The sequence below is a fragment of the Williamsia sterculiae genome (assembly GCF_900156495.1).
GTDB lineage: Bacteria > Actinomycetota > Actinomycetes > Mycobacteriales > Mycobacteriaceae > Williamsia_B > Williamsia_B sterculiae.
The window spans coordinates 170,074-184,657 of sequence record NZ_FTNT01000006.1 but is presented as its reverse complement, the minus strand read 5'-3'; the positions used below and the strand labels follow the sequence as shown (position 1 = coordinate 184,657).

General features: G+C 62.9%; 14 protein-coding genes. 8 read left to right on the top strand and 6 right to left on the bottom strand.

Going from position 1 to position 14,584, the window contains the following annotated elements; all coding sequences use genetic code 11:
- Positions 1-970 precede the first annotated feature (970 nt).
- From BW971_RS21170 to BW971_RS21910, 4 genes are all read left to right on the top strand, one after another.
- Complete coding sequence (locus BW971_RS21170) at positions 971-1,189, top strand: hypothetical protein (protein ID WP_143690323.1); 219 nt, start codon at positions 971-973, stop codon at positions 1,187-1,189.
- Positions 1,186-1,518 (top strand): DUF6480 family protein, encoded by a 333-nt coding sequence (locus BW971_RS22250; protein ID WP_407701214.1) that lies wholly within the window; start codon positions 1,186-1,188, stop codon positions 1,516-1,518. Before BW971_RS21170 ends, BW971_RS22250 begins: the two co-directional genes overlap by 4 nt.
- A gap of 308 nt (positions 1,519-1,826) precedes the next feature.
- Entirely contained in the window at positions 1,827-2,015 is a 189-nt protein-coding gene (locus BW971_RS21165; RefSeq protein WP_143690322.1) for a hypothetical protein, read from the top strand.
- Positions 2,016-2,923: 908 nt separating this feature from the next.
- Positions 2,924-3,373 carry a GAF and ANTAR domain-containing protein gene (locus tag BW971_RS21910; RefSeq protein ID WP_234974370.1) on the top strand — a complete coding sequence of 150 codons (450 nt, stop codon included), beginning with the start codon at positions 2,924-2,926 and terminating at the stop codon, positions 3,371-3,373.
- A 219-nt stretch (positions 3,374-3,592) separates the two neighbouring features.
- On the opposite strand, the gene BW971_RS11720 is transcribed toward BW971_RS21910, so the two are convergent.
- Positions 3,593-3,865 (bottom strand): hypothetical protein, encoded by a 273-nt coding sequence (locus BW971_RS11720; protein ID WP_143690321.1) that lies wholly within the window; start codon positions 3,863-3,865, stop codon positions 3,593-3,595.
- Positions 3,866-4,043: 178 nt separating this feature from the next.
- Positions 4,044-4,175, bottom strand: coding sequence for a hypothetical protein (locus BW971_RS22085; protein WP_268811124.1), 132 nt, complete (start codon positions 4,173-4,175; stop codon positions 4,044-4,046).
- 1,058 nt (positions 4,176-5,233) lie between these two features.
- Between BW971_RS22085 and BW971_RS11715 the strand changes: the two genes are divergently transcribed.
- Positions 5,234-5,512: a hypothetical protein gene (locus tag BW971_RS11715; protein ID WP_234974369.1), complete on the top strand. Its 279-nt coding sequence runs from the start codon at positions 5,234-5,236 to the stop codon at positions 5,510-5,512.
- Between the two features lie 441 nt (positions 5,513-5,953).
- Here the strand turns inward: BW971_RS11715 and BW971_RS22245 are convergent, their stop codons facing one another.
- From BW971_RS22245 to BW971_RS11700, 4 genes are all read right to left on the bottom strand, one after another.
- Entirely contained in the window at positions 5,954-6,325 is a 372-nt protein-coding gene (locus tag BW971_RS22245) for a transposase (RefSeq protein WP_143690330.1), read from the bottom strand.
- 254 nt (positions 6,326-6,579) lie between these two features.
- A complete protein-coding gene (locus BW971_RS21155) occupies positions 6,580-6,798 on the bottom strand; it encodes a hypothetical protein (protein ID WP_143690320.1) in 219 nt (72 codons plus the stop codon).
- A gap of 458 nt (positions 6,799-7,256) precedes the next feature.
- Positions 7,257-7,991, bottom strand: a complete 735-nt coding sequence (locus BW971_RS11705; protein ID WP_076479870.1) for a GAF and ANTAR domain-containing protein — start codon at positions 7,989-7,991, stop codon at positions 7,257-7,259.
- Between the two features lie 193 nt (positions 7,992-8,184).
- Positions 8,185-10,059, bottom strand: a complete 1,875-nt coding sequence (locus BW971_RS11700; protein ID WP_234974368.1) for a SpoIIE family protein phosphatase — start codon at positions 10,057-10,059, stop codon at positions 8,185-8,187.
- Positions 10,060-11,802: 1,743 nt separating this feature from the next.
- On the opposite strand from BW971_RS11700, the gene BW971_RS11690 reads away from it, so the two are divergent.
- From BW971_RS11690 to BW971_RS11680, 3 genes are all read left to right on the top strand, one after another.
- Positions 11,803-12,678, top strand: coding sequence for an alpha/beta fold hydrolase (locus tag BW971_RS11690; protein WP_234974367.1), 876 nt, complete (start codon positions 11,803-11,805; stop codon positions 12,676-12,678).
- Between the two features lie 232 nt (positions 12,679-12,910).
- Complete coding sequence (locus BW971_RS11685) at positions 12,911-13,225, top strand: hypothetical protein (protein WP_143690319.1); 315 nt, start codon at positions 12,911-12,913, stop codon at positions 13,223-13,225.
- Positions 13,226-13,474: 249 nt separating this feature from the next.
- Positions 13,475-14,584 (top strand): glutathione-independent formaldehyde dehydrogenase, encoded by a 1,110-nt coding sequence (locus tag BW971_RS11680; protein ID WP_234974366.1) that lies wholly within the window; start codon positions 13,475-13,477, stop codon positions 14,582-14,584.

Below are 14,584 nucleotides of genomic sequence, written 5' to 3'. Positions count from 1 at the left end.
GGTCCCTCACCTCGCCCGCGGGGGCAGAGGACGCCGATGTACTGCGGCCTGGACGGCCCTGTCAAATGCGATGGGTCTCGCGCGCAAACCGCCACGGCCCCCAGAGCGTGCGGCAAGCGTCTGAGCAGTAGCGCCCGACACTCAGTTCTCCGGGCCCGAACTGGGCTTGTGGTGATGACCTACGACTTCTCCAGGCTCGGCCCGGATGGCTTCGAGCAGTTGGTCTAGCCTCGCGCCCTCGCCAGCATCGGGGGTCGGGTTCGGATAGCGGCAACACAGGCGGTCGCTCAGACAGCGGCGAATATCGGCCCCTGGTGTGTGGGATGCGAGTATGGAACAGTGGAGTGATCCGGTAATAGTTCAGCGTTCACGAAGCTATCTCCCGAAACGTACGGGTACCGGTACATGCCGTTCGTTCCTCCTCTGTGCAGATGCGTCGCTACGCCGGGGCGGACGGTCTTCTACTTCTCCGTGTGGGTCTCTCATTGCCGATGACCGTGGCCGCTCCCGTTTTCGGGTGGTCGGTCAGGTGGTCGTGGTGATGCGGCCCTGCTGGAAGGGGATGCGATGACAGCACATTCGTGGGGTCACAGGACACGTCGCTGGCCACGGGCACTTCGCACCGTCACCGGGCAAGGACCGGTATCCGCGCCGATCGCGGTGGGCGACCAGGTCGACCTTGCTCTGGCCGACGGTCGGCCACGCGGCGGCGTGGTAGCGGCCATCCGTCACAGTCCGATGCCGTTCGTCGAAGTAGAGGTCAGCGGATCACGTACCCGCGTCCCGATACCGATGTCACAGGTCTGGACCTAGAACCCGTTGCTGCGTGCAAGGCAAGCACATTCGTTTGCCCGCACGACAACCGAGGATATTGCCGGGGCTGCGGCGTTACCCGTGCACCACAACGGTTGGGTATTTCAGAGAGGACGGTGAATCCATGACGTCACAACATCTTGCCGAGCCTGGTCGCATGACCGGGGCGACCGACAATAGCTACACCCCTATCGTGTTTGTTCGACAGAGCCTGCATAATGTGCTGCAGTCGCAGACTTTCGTCGTTGACGCCGAGCGCGACGGCGACGCCGAAGCGGTCGACCACTTCACGCGGGCTCAGCACAACAACATCCGTGCCGCCGAGACCGGCAAACGACTGTTGCAGACACGACTCGGCGGAGCCGGGAGCTCATGACTGACAAGCCCACGTCGCAACCCGATGTCCTGTGGCCCACGCCCAGCCCGCGTCGTCAGTGGTGGGAAAGGGTCATGTCGCGGCCGCATGTAGCGGCCGTGACAGGTCCAGGCGATTCGGCCGAAGACGCAGACCTCGACGCCGGCGGCGGTGTGACACCGGGTGCGACACCTCCCGATTCTGGTCAGACGAGCATGCGATCACAGACACCACAGCGTTCTCCACAGCGGTTGGTACTCCCCGCGAGGGCGGCGCTGGTTGGGGTGGTGTTGTTGCTGCTGATGTTCATCGCCGCGGTAGTAGGAGTCATATCCCACATGGTGGCATGATCAGACCGCCCGCCGAATGGCGGGGAATGATCCTGCAACGCTGTCACTGTGGCATTGCCCGCGCCTTCAATACCTTGCAGGAGGAGATGGCCTTGGGCTTCCAGGATCTCACGTCAACCGGCGGCTAGCCGCCTCGCTGGCAGAGGCCACCTGTCACGCGGGCACGGACTAATGCACCGCTGCAGCACTGACCCTGCCGGGACGTCGACGACGTCTCCCGACACGCGCTGTCGGCTCCCGTCAATACACCGACACCAAAATCCCCCCGACCCCGAGAACAGCAATGTCACCAGGAAGGCGGCACCGATATGACCAACACAACCCGCACTCTGAACTCCGCCCCAACCCAGCCGCCGCGACCCCATTCTGTGTCGACCATCGCCCATCAGGGCGCCGTGACGCGCGGAGACGTCGTCAACATGAAGCTCGTGGCGCTGGCGCTAACGTTCGCAATGGTGCTCACCGCAGTGAGTATCACGATCGCCGCCACAGCGTGAAGCGTCCGCAATCCGGTCCGTGCCGTTGCGGGTTCGTCGGCCGTGTGCGACACCAGAGGCGGGCTGCCGAAGTCGACGAAAGGTCGACTACGACCCCCTATCCCAGGTCCGAGGACTCGCGCGTGATCGGTGCCGCAGCCGATTGGGTGCGCCGTGGATGCGGCCCGACGGACACGATCACACGTCAGTTCATGGTGGATGACACAACGTTTTTCACCAGACTGCTCGACACTCTCAAAGACCCGCCGCCCAGCACACTGTCTAGTGCACAGCTAGACCTACTCCGCAATATTGCAAGTCAGCGCCTCCGAATGCATAGCACAGACGATCATTCACGGTGATGCACCCCAAGCCCACGCACGTCCTCGTTGACGAGCTGCTGGCGCCCAGGGACGACGCTGCCGCCCGCCACCACCGCTTGTTGGTTGCGCGTGGCGGGGGCTCCTCGTCGCGATAAACGCGAGGCTTGTGATAGCGATGAGCGTAGGGACCAACGCCCGGTGATCGACTACGGTGGATCTATTGCCTGTTCAGACTGTGAGCAGGATCGACCGCGCATCCGGTGGGATCGCCGATCCGTCATCGGCGTGGTCGACATGTGCGACGGCAGGATATGTGATGTCCGAGCAGGAGGCGCCGCCAGCGTCCGAGATCGCCGACATTCATCGTGAGATCGCTCGGTTGGCGCGAGAGGTGCATGGAACCACGCAGAATGCGGCGGACCCGCAGCAGGTGCTCAACAGCGTGGCGATGTCGGCGGTGGGATGGTTGCCCGGTATCGACCATGCCGCGGTGACTCTGGTGCTTAAACGCCGACCCCATCAGCTCTCGGAGCTGGAATCGACCGCGGCGACCGGCCCATATGCCGAGGAGTTCGACGCCTTGCAGCACGAGCACGGCGATGGCCCGTGTTCAGTGCGGTGTGGACCCATCACACCGTGGTCATCGACGACCTGCGCACCGAGCAGCGATGGCCCGAGTTCGCCGCCGCCGTTCTCGCCTCCACCCCCATCCGGTCGTGTATGTCCATTCAGCTGTACACCAGCGACCTGGAGCTGGGGGCGTTGAACCTGCATTCGGAGACGCCTTACGCATTCGACGAGACCGCCCAGGATCTCGCCCTGGTCCTGGGTGCGCACGCCGCGATCGCGCTGAACACGGCCCGACGAGGCGAGCAGTTCCGTAGCGCGCTGGCCTCGCGCGACATCATCGGCCAGGCCAAGGGCATGATCATCGAACGCTATGACACCAACGCGGTCAACGCGTTCGAGATTCTGCGCAAGTTGTCCCAGGACGCCAACATTCCTCTGACCACGGTCGCCCAGCAACTCGTCGACGCCGACCACCCCGCGCCCTGACATGCACTGCGGTGGGCACGGTCGGGTTTCTGATGTTGGCTTCGCCCCACGGTGAATAAGCGGGCGAGGACCTGACGGGCGTTCCTGGGGCTGCTAGTCAGAACCCCTCGAAACTACGAGACCATCGGTCCCAGGGTCCGACAGTCTCGTGCTATCCAGTGTGCCTTCCCGGGCTGGAGGTCAACCACCTCGGGCACACCAGCCGGGCCGATCGCCGAATCATGATGTCAGCCCTGACACGACGGCCGGGACGTCGCCACCAAACGCATGGTGCAGAAGATAGCTGCGAATGAGGGGCAACGCCGCGCCGCCGGCCACGACGTACACCCGATAATCCGGTGGGCAGTTGCGGACCCACCCCGACGACGTCATTTCTTGCCAGTCGACGAGCACCCCGTCCTCATCGAACTCCAACCGTGACCGGTTCGGAAATCGAACCGCGACCGTGGCCATCGCCTTAGCGACAGGCTCCATATGCACAGGCAACCGCATCCACCATCTCCTTTCAAGTTCTGGCCGACCCGGGACACCGCGTCCCGTTCGTCTATCCACTCCGATGTGATTTCCGCAAAGCATTCCGGCCAGATCGCCGACGTGCCCTCGGGCTGACCCCATCATCTGGTCTGCGGCCTTGCCGACCGCCACTGTGGTGCACGGGTTGTCGCTACTTTCACCCTTCGCGTGTCCTACGTGCGGGGTACACGTCGCGATAGATCGCCTGCTGCAGTCGATGCTCCCGGTCGCGTAACACCGCGTCCTGGTCGATGTGTCGGGTGAGGTGAGCGAAGACCCAGGCCGACACGAAACAAAACCACAGCGGTGGCCGCGGTGACGACCTGATCGCTCGCCGCGGCTTCGATAGCCAACGCCAATGCTGCGATGGCCAGCACAGCAGTGAACAGGGCGAGCCAATTGGTGACAGCCAACAAGCGAACTCGGCGCAGACGACGCCGAGTGGGCGTATCTCGTTTCATGAACCCTAACCTTTCCGCTACGGCGGCATCGTCCTGCGAACAGTTAGTTACTGCAATGCCGGGTGCCGTCATCTGCACCCAGTCATCTGAGGTGACCGATCACGGTCTAGGGCGAGAGCAACGATGGTGGTCAGCAGCACGCATGCGGGGCTTGCGGGACTGTGTGGCAGAGCCTTTCCGTCCTCACATGGTGCCTGCAGCAGTAGCGCGGGCCGCGTTCCGACATTCACCACGCTCGTTGGGCCACAACGATCCGGGGATGCGCTGGCATGCTGATCGGCCGTAGAAAGGTTCTTTGGTGCGATCGGAGAACCCATGTGACTGTCACGACAGAAGACGGTAGTGATGCAAGTGCGACAACGGCATTGAGATTCTGCCACCACCGCCGACGAGTTCAACCTCGAGGTAACTGATCGGACTGTGTCGCACGGCGACCACAACGCCGGCGCGGCTACTGCCGTCACCACCGATCACCACCACAGCGTCGCCTATCGCTGTGGGTCGGTGGCCTGTGCTGCGACTCATACCTAGCGGGGTCTGCACGAGCCGTCCGCGCCGGCGATCCATCACACCCACAGTCGTGACGTCGACGTCCATATGCCGCAGCCTGTCTCCCATGTGAACACAACAGAATCCCTCACCAAGTGACCGCGACAAATGCGCACAAAAGAGAAGGAACCGGCGACCAGCAGATCTGCTGGGCGGCTGTGACGGGCTGAACCAACGTCGGCTCGACCATCCTGACACACCCCGGGCCCCAGCACCAGACCACCGCATCACCGGGCCAACCAATAGTCAGATCTGCAAGGCGAGACCATTGTCGGTCGAAGGGCCCTGTCCTTCAACGCGACGCGCAAATCTCCTCAGCGGTGGCATGATTGCGATCATGAACGTGCCAGATACTGATTGGCTCAAAGATCGCCACGACATGGTTTTCTTCGCGATCCGATGGGCGCCGTTCGGCGGCGGCGCCCCCGAAGACATCTGGACGCAGTTCGGGGTCGCCGAGCGCGTGTTCTTCCTGCGTCTGCGCCAGCTTCTGTCAGGCCAACGTCCCGCTGGGGCTGACGATCTGACCTGGACGCGGTTGCGCGCGGTATGCGATGCCCGGCTCGACGTACCTGCACCGCCAATCAGCCACACCGGTGACGCGACGCCCGCCTAGGAATTCACGACCTGACGCGGGGTCACGCCCCTTCCTCCTTGACGTCGCGTCGGCGGCCGCTGCTCGTTCCCCGCACTCACGCGTCTGCGCTGTGGCGAAGCAACCCCGCTATCCGTGCTAGCACAGTGACCAGTGGATTCGCACGCGCGATCTGAAACGCGTTGCCTACGAGCAACCTCAAGGCTCGCGAGAGGGGTGTGGCTTCTGTTCGTTGCCACTGCGGTCATCGACATGACGGCGCCTCGCGCGGCGGGTAGATACGGGGTGGCGAAAACGGCCCAGGAGTGACCGTTGGCCTGGCTGATCGGTATTGTCTGCGGTCGCGTGACCGTTGTCTTCGGGCATGAGCACCTCCGACGAATCGCTGTCCAACTCGGGCCCTGCAGTCTGAAGGGAACCCTCGCTTGTTTTTCTTGTCGCCCTTTCCGTGGACGAAATGTGTCACACAGGCGAATGCCGATAGTACGCGCCGAGTCTCATCACCGGTGTTCGGTAGCCGCTGACCGTTGGATCACCCACACCGCTCTGGCCCCCTCTCGCGCCCCAGGTGACACAGCATTCACCAGAGGTTCCCCGAGTCGTCAGACGTTTGAGTCGATTGCTCCGCTCGCGCAGCTCCTCGAGTTCTTTCACCAAGTCAACGTTCATGCCGCCGTGCTGGCCTCGCCAGTTGTAGACAGTGGCCGGCGAGATATGCAACTCGACAGCGATCTCGTCGCTGTTCTTACCGGCTGCGGCCCGTTCGTCCGCTTGCCCGAACTTTGCACACGATGTCTTCGGCTGAGTGGTGCTTGTGTCCTGCCATGGATCAATCGGCCTTCCATGCCCTCACCAGGGCAATCAGGACTCTCAATCGACTCGGACCGGTTCACAGGGAACATGCCAGCAGCGTGAAGCGGCAGCCTAAGAAGCCGAGCCGATCGGGCACGCGCCGAGGCCAAAGCTGACGAGACACGTCAGCAACCACGCCAGGATCGTTGACGTCTGAACGTCACGCGGAGAGGGTTGGCGGGAGGCGGGGACATCACCGCCGACCCCCTCCGGCCCGTTCTTCGCGATCGCCGGGCTCACTCTTCGCGGTCGACGATGCGCTGAACCTGTTTGTCCTTGGCGACGACGACAGAGCCCACCTCGCCGTCACCGGTAATGCCCTCGATGTGGGCACCGTCGGGCTCCCAAGCGATGTAATCACCCACCCGCAAGGCAGTTCCGTCGTCAAGGACAATCCTGTCACCGTCCCTGAGATCCGATACTGATACCGCTTCTGTGTGTGAATTTTCGGCCATATTTTCACCGTACCGTTTAACGCATCTGCGTAGCGCGCGGCGGATCGAGAGGCGCTGTACCGAGCATCGAGCCTGCTCGTAGTGTGGCCGCGCAGGTCAAGGGACGGTCTGACACTCAACTAGTTCTGGATCGGACCATCAGACGGTGGACGTGTTCTAAGAGTGCGTTCTCGCGTCGGCTCGCTGGTGGACCGCTATCAGCGTCAGTCGCGTGACCCGCCGCTGGAGTACGCCGGTGTTCTCGTCACTGATGACATACTGCTCGATTACCTCATGGGATCCCCGGTCGCGGCGCCTGCCTCACCCCAGGTGCCGACATGAGAGGGAATGGATCCATGAAATATCAGGCGGTCGATCAAACCGCACTAGCCCTCCCCAGCACGCTCATTCCGTGCCATTGCCAGTGGCAGCGACCAGCGAACGTCGAGAATGCCTCCCGACCTCTAGCCGACTCAATATCAGGGTGTGGGGTGGTCTGCCTCGACAAGACGGGTTGCGACGGCGGTGAGGGGGATGTTGGAGTCTTGGGACAGTTTGGTGAGAATGTTGAATGCGGCTATCGCATTGGTGTTGTAGCGCTCCATGATCATTCCTTTGGCCTGGCCAATGATGTCACGAGATGCGAGGGCGCTGCGGAACTGTTCGCCGCGGCGTGCGGTGTTGATTGCGATGGCGGCGTGGGTAGCCAGGACGATAGCGAGGCTCTGTGTGTCGTCGTCGGAGTAGGCGTGCGGGGCGTCGGAGTGCAGGTTCAGCGCCCCGAGTTCGAGGTCGCTGGTGTAGAGCTGGATCGACATGCAGGACCGAATGGATGTGTTGTCGGCGACGGCGCGGGCGAATTCGGGCCACCGTGTCTCGGTGGTGACGTCATCGATGACGATGGTGTGGTGGGTCCAGATAGCGGTGAAGCAGGGTCCGTCACCAAATTCGTGCTGTAGGGAATCGAATTCCTCGGAGACGGGGTCGGTAGGGGCGGTCGATTCCAGTTCCGCCCGTTGGTGTGGTCGGCGTTTTCGGACTAATGTCACCGCGGCGTGGTTAGTTCCGGGCAGCAACGCCACCGCTGAGGCGGTGATGGCGCGCAGCACATCGGCGGGGTCGGTCGTGTCGTTGGTGGTGCCGTGAGCGTCGCGGGCCAACTGGGCGATCTCGCGATGAATGTCCGGGACTTCTGCGGAACTATCGCTGATCATGAAGGCACCTTTCACTCGGTCGGATAGGCACGCGTGCGCGCTGCGAAACCGCGGACGCCGTGCCACAGCTCGCCGACTGAACCGATAGCGAACGGCACTATACCGCGCTCAGTGGCCAGCCGTCGGTTGTTCCTACTCGCACCTTCAAACCGCACCGTTGCGATGAGCTGGTGACGGTTGCGGTACCTGTCGATTAGTCAGGAGGTGTTGTGGGGATACCGACCAGGGACAGAACGTGGTGGGCGGTTGATCCCGGCGGGGCGATGAGGATGAGGTCGCTGTCTTGTCTGCGTGCCTGGGCGCGGGCTTCGGCGAGCATCCGTAGGCCGGCCGATCCGAGGTAGGTCACCGCGCTGAGGTCCACACGCAGTGCGCGGGTTCCCGAACGACTCTGTCCGATGATGCGCCCGGCGAGGGTGGGTGCGTGGAGCGCATCGACGTCACCACAAACCACCAGCTCACCGTCGTCGTCGAAGTCGATATGGAACTGGACGGGGTCGAGTTGGTGCGGTGGGGTGTGGATGACGGCGGGATCGGTGACGATGCGGGCGGATCTACTCAGTGGGTAGGTGAAAGACGCTCGGGTTCCGCTGTCACCGGGTGTGACCGTGGCAGTGGTGATGAGCGCGGAAACAAATCCCAGCCCCCTCGACGGCTCGGAGGAGTGCTCGTTGGCTACCCATTGACCATGATCAATCACCTGCACGTCCAGGACTCCGCGGTTGTCGAGCACTGCTGCCACCTCCAGCGGTCCGCCAGTAGGGCCGTAGGCGTGATCGATGGCGTTCTGCACGTATTCAGACACGGCATGGTCGACCACCATGATATCGGTGTGATCGGCCCCCACTGCGGCTAACCACTCTCGTAACCGCGTCCGTACCGACCGGGCGGCCGGCGCGTCGGCGTGGACCTGTTCGTGGAAGGGTGGCGCGACCGTCGTGCGTTGGGCTCCCAGTAGTGTGACGTCGTCGCTGTACCCACTATTGCGCAGTAGTAGCTCCAGGGTCTGTGAGCACAGGCGGTCAATCGGGCGTGCAGTGTCGTCGGGAATGGCTTCCCCGGCCAACACCCGGGTGGCGACGGTAGCGAACTCGGTTGTGGATTCCGGAAGCCGTCTGCCGGGTCGTTCGACAACGCCGTCGGTGTACAACAGGACCGCGTCGCCGTGTCCTAGTGCATCCGTTCGTGTAGTGAATCGTTGCCCGCGACCTAGCGGGGTGGCACCGGTGGGCTCGAGGAAACGCGGCGAGTGCTTCGAGATGAGCAACGGTGGGGGATGCCCGGCGGTCGCGTATTCGAGCGCCCCTGTGATGGTGTTCAGGTGCGTGATGCAGAGGGTCGCGAATTCGGCGCCGGGAATGTGCTGGGCGAATTCCTCGACGGCGGTGAGCGCATCGCTGATGCCGGAGCCTCGGATGAGTTCGAGGCGAGTCGCGGTACGCAGCTGTGACATCACCGCGGTAGCGGCGATGCCATGGCCAACGACATCACCGACCACCAAGATCACTGCGCCGTTGTCGGTGGCGATCGCGTCGAACCAATCACCACCCGCGGCGGTGTCCTCGGTCGCCACGAGGTATTCGGCGGCAATGTCAACGCCCGGCAGGACAGGCACCGACGGGGCCAGCAGCGCCTGCTGCATCACCGTCGCCGAACTACGCACTTGTTCGTAGCGTTGCGATACCTCGGCCAGCTGTTGTTCGGCGGCCAAGCGGGCGCGGACCCGTGCCGTGACGTCTTGCAGTACCAGGTCGACACCGTCGATGGCGCCGTCGTCGTCGCGGCGGGCCGAGAAGGTGAAGTCCCAATAGACGTCCTGGGTTGTTCCTGAGCCATCGAGGTCGATGGCGATGCGCCACTCTTTGCCGTGGTGGGTTTCCCCGGTGTGATAGACGTGGTCGAACGCGTCGAACACGAACTGTCCAAGGACCTCGGGGAAGGCTTCCCGTACCGGTTTCCCGGTCGCGTCAGCCTTCGGAATCAACTGTCGATAAGCGTCATTGAGGGCGATCAATCGATGATCGGGTCCTCGCAGCGCGGCCAGCATCACCGGCATCGTCTCGAACACCCACCGCACATCGTAGGGATCGCCAACCAGATCGTCCCAACTTGTCCCAGGCATTCGGCCCACTCTCGCCATGACTTCTGCGTCGCGTCCTGCGCAGACTCCGAAGTCTCTACTCGAAGGCTAGCGCGCCCACGGCCGTCGCTGGTGGTTCGAACAGACATGTGCCACGATAGAGCGACCGGGATCGGTTCAGTCTGTCCAGCCGTCCAAGCTGTGTTGTGGTTGAGCGTTTTCGTGGCAGGCATCGGGTCCGATTCGCGTGGGCCGTGTCAGCCTCTCAGGTCCGGGTCGCTCATTTGTCACACCCCTCACATTTCAGCGCGGAGGGACGGACCGTGTCCAACTACCCACCTGCGGTTGTCCGTTGGCTCGCAGCCGGGGCGTCACCCCCATGCGCCGACGTCGCCGCTCTCGTCAAGTGCACGTGGCCTGACAGCAGCGAGGAGTTCACCCACGCCGCCGGTCGACTGCTACAAGCGCTGCACGAGGACGGCAAGGCGTTACCACACGCCGCTGACTGTGACATCGCGCAATTATTAACTCACATAATTCAATTCGGTCTGGCTCACCGATGAGACCGGACTGATACGTGATACGAGACGTCAAGTCGTTGGCATCGAGAATTGGCGGCTCGATCACAGATGCGGAGCGACGATGATGAATGCGAACGGCCGGGCAGTGATGACACCCGACTCCGACCCTGAGGAGGCCCGCGTCATCGACTTCGCCATGCAGTGGGCAGGTTGCGGGTGCGGTCCGTCGGACATCATCAACCGCGACTTTGGTATGGGCAGTGAGGACTTCTTCAGCAGGTTGTTGGCGATCTTGGAAGATCCGTCGCCGACGTTGCTGACCAGTGCGCAAGTGACAGCTCTCCGCGCAGTTGCACGGTGGCGAATTCAGCTACACCGCATGGGTGATCGCCCGCCTCTCAACGCTTTCCCCGGCGTCCCGCAACCATCTGACGTCGCGCCGGCATTCCCTACAGTCATGGACGGAATTGGGGTTCAGAACCGAACGTCAACCGCGGCGTCGTGGGGTGTGTCATGATGAGCGCACCGGCAACGGTTCAGACCGAATCAGCCACCCAGGGTTCTCCTGGCCGTCGGGTCTCAGCCGCGGCAAGCGATGCACCAGCATTAACCCGTTTCGCGGCGTGAGAGCCTTCCTCCCCTCGATCACTGACGGCGCCTGTTTCCAGGCGCCGGGAATGTGGTCGGCCAGCCGAAATCGGGTGCACATGAACGTTACGAGCGTTGCCGCTAGGGACCATCACCGAAACCGCGCACAGGCAGCCCCCGTGGGGATGGTGCGAAACTCGGATCCCGCCGGGGCCGCGGTGGGAGACCCCATCACAGTAATAGCCGTGGACGGCAGCCGTTGGCACGGTGTTATCGTCGCGATCCGCCACAGCCCAATCTCATATGGGGAAGTGCGACTCAACGGTGTGAACAGCAAAATTGCACTGCCCCTCTCAGCAATCCAGCATTACCGGACGATCGCGTGAACCCCCGGCACGTGTTCTGTCGTCGCTGGTCCAAACGCGCGGTCCGCGCAACCTGCGGCCGTGCTCCGCGTGGTGGAGGTGGTGGGGGAGGGACGCCTTCTGCGCCCCAACATCAGCCCGGACCACATAGGGGGTTGGTTTCCACGCCGAACCGTCAGACGAGGTCGGGAGAGCGATTCTGACGTCAAGCCCCGTGCATGCCGCCGAACCAGGCTTCACCGACAAAGAAGGTTCCTGTGACCGACCCACGCCACTCCCCCGACCCCGACGACGCCCGCGGTGCTGCCCAGAAACGTCTCACTGATCAACGGCGGTACCAGGTGGGCACTGGTGCACTGAGTTTCGACCGTCGCGGCAGCGGCACCCCACTGCTCCTGGTCCACGGACTCGGCGCGAGCTGGTTGTCGTGGTCGCCGATCCTCGATCGACTCGCCCGGCACCGCGACGTGATCAGCCTGGATCTCCCCGGATTCGGTGACACTCCACCACTTCCGGGTGAGGTGACGATCGACTCGCTCACCGATGCAGTCTCTGACTTCATCGACGCCCACGACCTCGCAGGCATCGACACCGTGGGCAGCTCGATGGGTGCGCGCATTGTTCTCGAGCTAGCGCGCCGCGGTGTGGGCGGCGATACCGTCGCGCTGGATCCCGGTGGTTTCTGGAGGCCCGGTGAGCTCCGCTTTTTCAGCACCACGCTTAAGGCGTCGTTGCCGCTGGTACTCGGGCTGCAACCGGTGATGCCCGTGCTCACCGGTAACCCGGTCGGACGCACCGTGTTGCTGTCGCAGTTCTCAGCGGCGCCTTGGAAATTGCCTGCGTCGGTCGCGCTGCACGAGATGCGTAGTTTCAAAAAGGCGGTGTCACTGCACGATGCACTCGACGCACTCGTCGACGGGCCGCTGCAGCAGGGCGCACCGCCTGGGACAACCCCGGGGCGGGTCACCATCGGCTGGGGGCGCAAAGACCACGTCACGCTTCCCGCGCAGGCAGCACGGGCGCGCGCGGCGTTCCCGGGCTCCGAACTGTACTGGTTCGACAAGTGCGGCCACTTCCCGATGTGGGATCAGCCGACCCAGACCGTGCAACTCATCCTGAGCCACACCGGGTAAAATCCGTTGCTATACCTAGTCGCCCATGCTGTGCACCCGGATCTGTTGACGAGCTACATCGCGAAGTCGGGTTGGTTGTATGCGACGAGTGCGACAATCCTCGCGCGCTCTCTGCCACCACCGTCATCCTGGCTCGAAAATCGAGATCTGTCAGCGCAGACGACTAATGACTCCTTCGGCCCCGAGTACTGGCTCTTCGGCGGATACGTCGTTGGCAGAAAGGTCAAACTACATGACACGAGACACGCCCACACGACGCCGTCTGCGCCGAGTTCGCATAGCTTCTGTCGCCAATTGGCTGACCCTGTTCGCTGCGGTATTGGCCACCGCCGCCCTGGCGTTGGCGATCGTGGCCGCGGCAAGCGATCAGGCCGTCGCGACGGTCGCGGCGACGATCATTGCTGTCGTCCTGTACGTGTCGGTTTGGGTTTTTGCTCACACCACCCGACGCGTCGATCACGACGCGGTCTTACGCCACCGGGAGCACCGACTGCAGCGGGCCATCTATCGGGACGCCTACCCTGCCCGCCGCACACACGAGCGGTGAGACCGCTGACACGTGTGGCAGCCTCGGTCGGTCCGATGCTCTCGCTAGGCGACACTCCCGGATCAAGTCGACAGGCCGGAGCACCGTCCCGACTTATCACGCCCACACGGAACGACGCGAGTCGAGCTGGCTCGTATTGGCTCAAGAAGCGGAGAAGGCACGGGTAATCACGCGCGGGACCCGCGTCGGTGAGTCCCAATTAGGAGGAAGAGTTATATGAGAGCGGTTGTGTACAACGGTCCACGCGATGTGTCAGTAGACGAAGTTCCTGATGCGAGGATTGAGAAGCCCACCGATGCGGTGGTGAAAATTACGGCAACCAACATCTGCGGTTCAGATCTGCACATGTACGAAGGCCGCACCAGCCTCGGCGCCGGATCGATCATCGGTCACGAGAACGTAGGGGAGGTCGTCGAGACGGGACCCGGTGTGTACTCGGTGCAAGTGGGTGATCGAGTCGCGTTACCGTTCAACATCGGATGCGGCTTTTGTGACAACTGCACCACGGGTCTGACCGCGTTTTGCCTGACAGCTAATCCACCGACGGCTGGCGCTGCTTACGGTTACGCCGAGATGGGACCATACAACGGAGGTCAAGCGGAGTACCTTCGTGTCCCGTTCGCCGACTTCAACGCACTGCAGCTACCCGAGGACAGCGTCGACAGAGAAAACGATTACGTCATGCTGACCGACATATTCCCCACCGGTTGGCACGGCACCAGACTGGCGAAATTACAGGCGGGTGAAACCATCGCTGTGTACGGCGCGGGCCCGGTCGGTCTCATGGCCGCGTACTCCGCCGACATCCAGGGAGCGAGCCAGATATTCGTGATCGACCACCTCGCAGAACGTCTTGCCCTGGCGGAGCAGTTTGGGGCGACCGCAATCAGCACCGCAGACGGTGACCCAGTCGAGCAGATCAAGGGACTCACGGGTGGCGTAGGGGTCGACCGCGGCGTCGAAGCCGTCGGTTACCAAGCCCACGATTCATCTGGCGTTGAACGATCGAACTTGACGATGAACGCACTCGTCAATGTCGTCAAACCTACCGGCGGGATCGGTGTCGTCGGGGTGTTCCTCCCTGAGGATCCCGGAGCCAAGGATGAGATGACGCGCAACGGACACATGAACTTCGATTTCGGCAAGTTCTTCTTCAAAGGCCAGACCATTGGCACCGGACAAGCCAACGTGAAAGCCTACAATCGCCAGCTCCGCGATCTGATTCATCGCGGCAAGGCAACACCGTCACGGTTGGTGTCTCACAACCTGGGCCTGGCCGACGCCCCTGAGGCATACCAGCACTTCGACGCCCGCGACACGGGGTGGACGAAAGTGGTCCTCAACCCCACACGCGGCTAG

What these genes read in the sequence shown, in the direction of transcription:
- BW971_RS21170 (WP_143690323.1), top strand. Translation starts at nt 971, where the DNA reads ATGACCGGGGCGACCGACAATAGCTACACCCCTATCGTGTTTGTTCGA.
- BW971_RS22250 (WP_407701214.1), top strand. Translation starts at nt 1,186, where the DNA reads ATGACTGACAAGCCCACGTCGCAACCCGATGTCCTGTGGCCCACGCCC.
- BW971_RS21165 (WP_143690322.1), top strand. Translation starts at nt 1,827, where the DNA reads ATGACCAACACAACCCGCACTCTGAACTCCGCCCCAACCCAGCCGCCG.
- BW971_RS11720 (WP_143690321.1), bottom strand. Translation starts at nt 3,865, where the DNA reads ATGCGGTTGCCTGTGCATATGGAGCCTGTCGCTAAGGCGATGGCCACG.
- BW971_RS11715 (WP_234974369.1), top strand. Translation starts at nt 5,234, where the DNA reads ATGAACGTGCCAGATACTGATTGGCTCAAAGATCGCCACGACATGGTT.
- BW971_RS21155 (WP_143690320.1), bottom strand. Translation starts at nt 6,798, where the DNA reads ATGGCCGAAAATTCACACACAGAAGCGGTATCAGTATCGGATCTCAGG.
- BW971_RS11705 (WP_076479870.1), bottom strand. Translation starts at nt 7,991, where the DNA reads ATGATCAGCGATAGTTCCGCAGAAGTCCCGGACATTCATCGCGAGATC.
- BW971_RS11685 (WP_143690319.1), top strand. Translation starts at nt 12,911, where the DNA reads ATGACACGAGACACGCCCACACGACGCCGTCTGCGCCGAGTTCGCATA.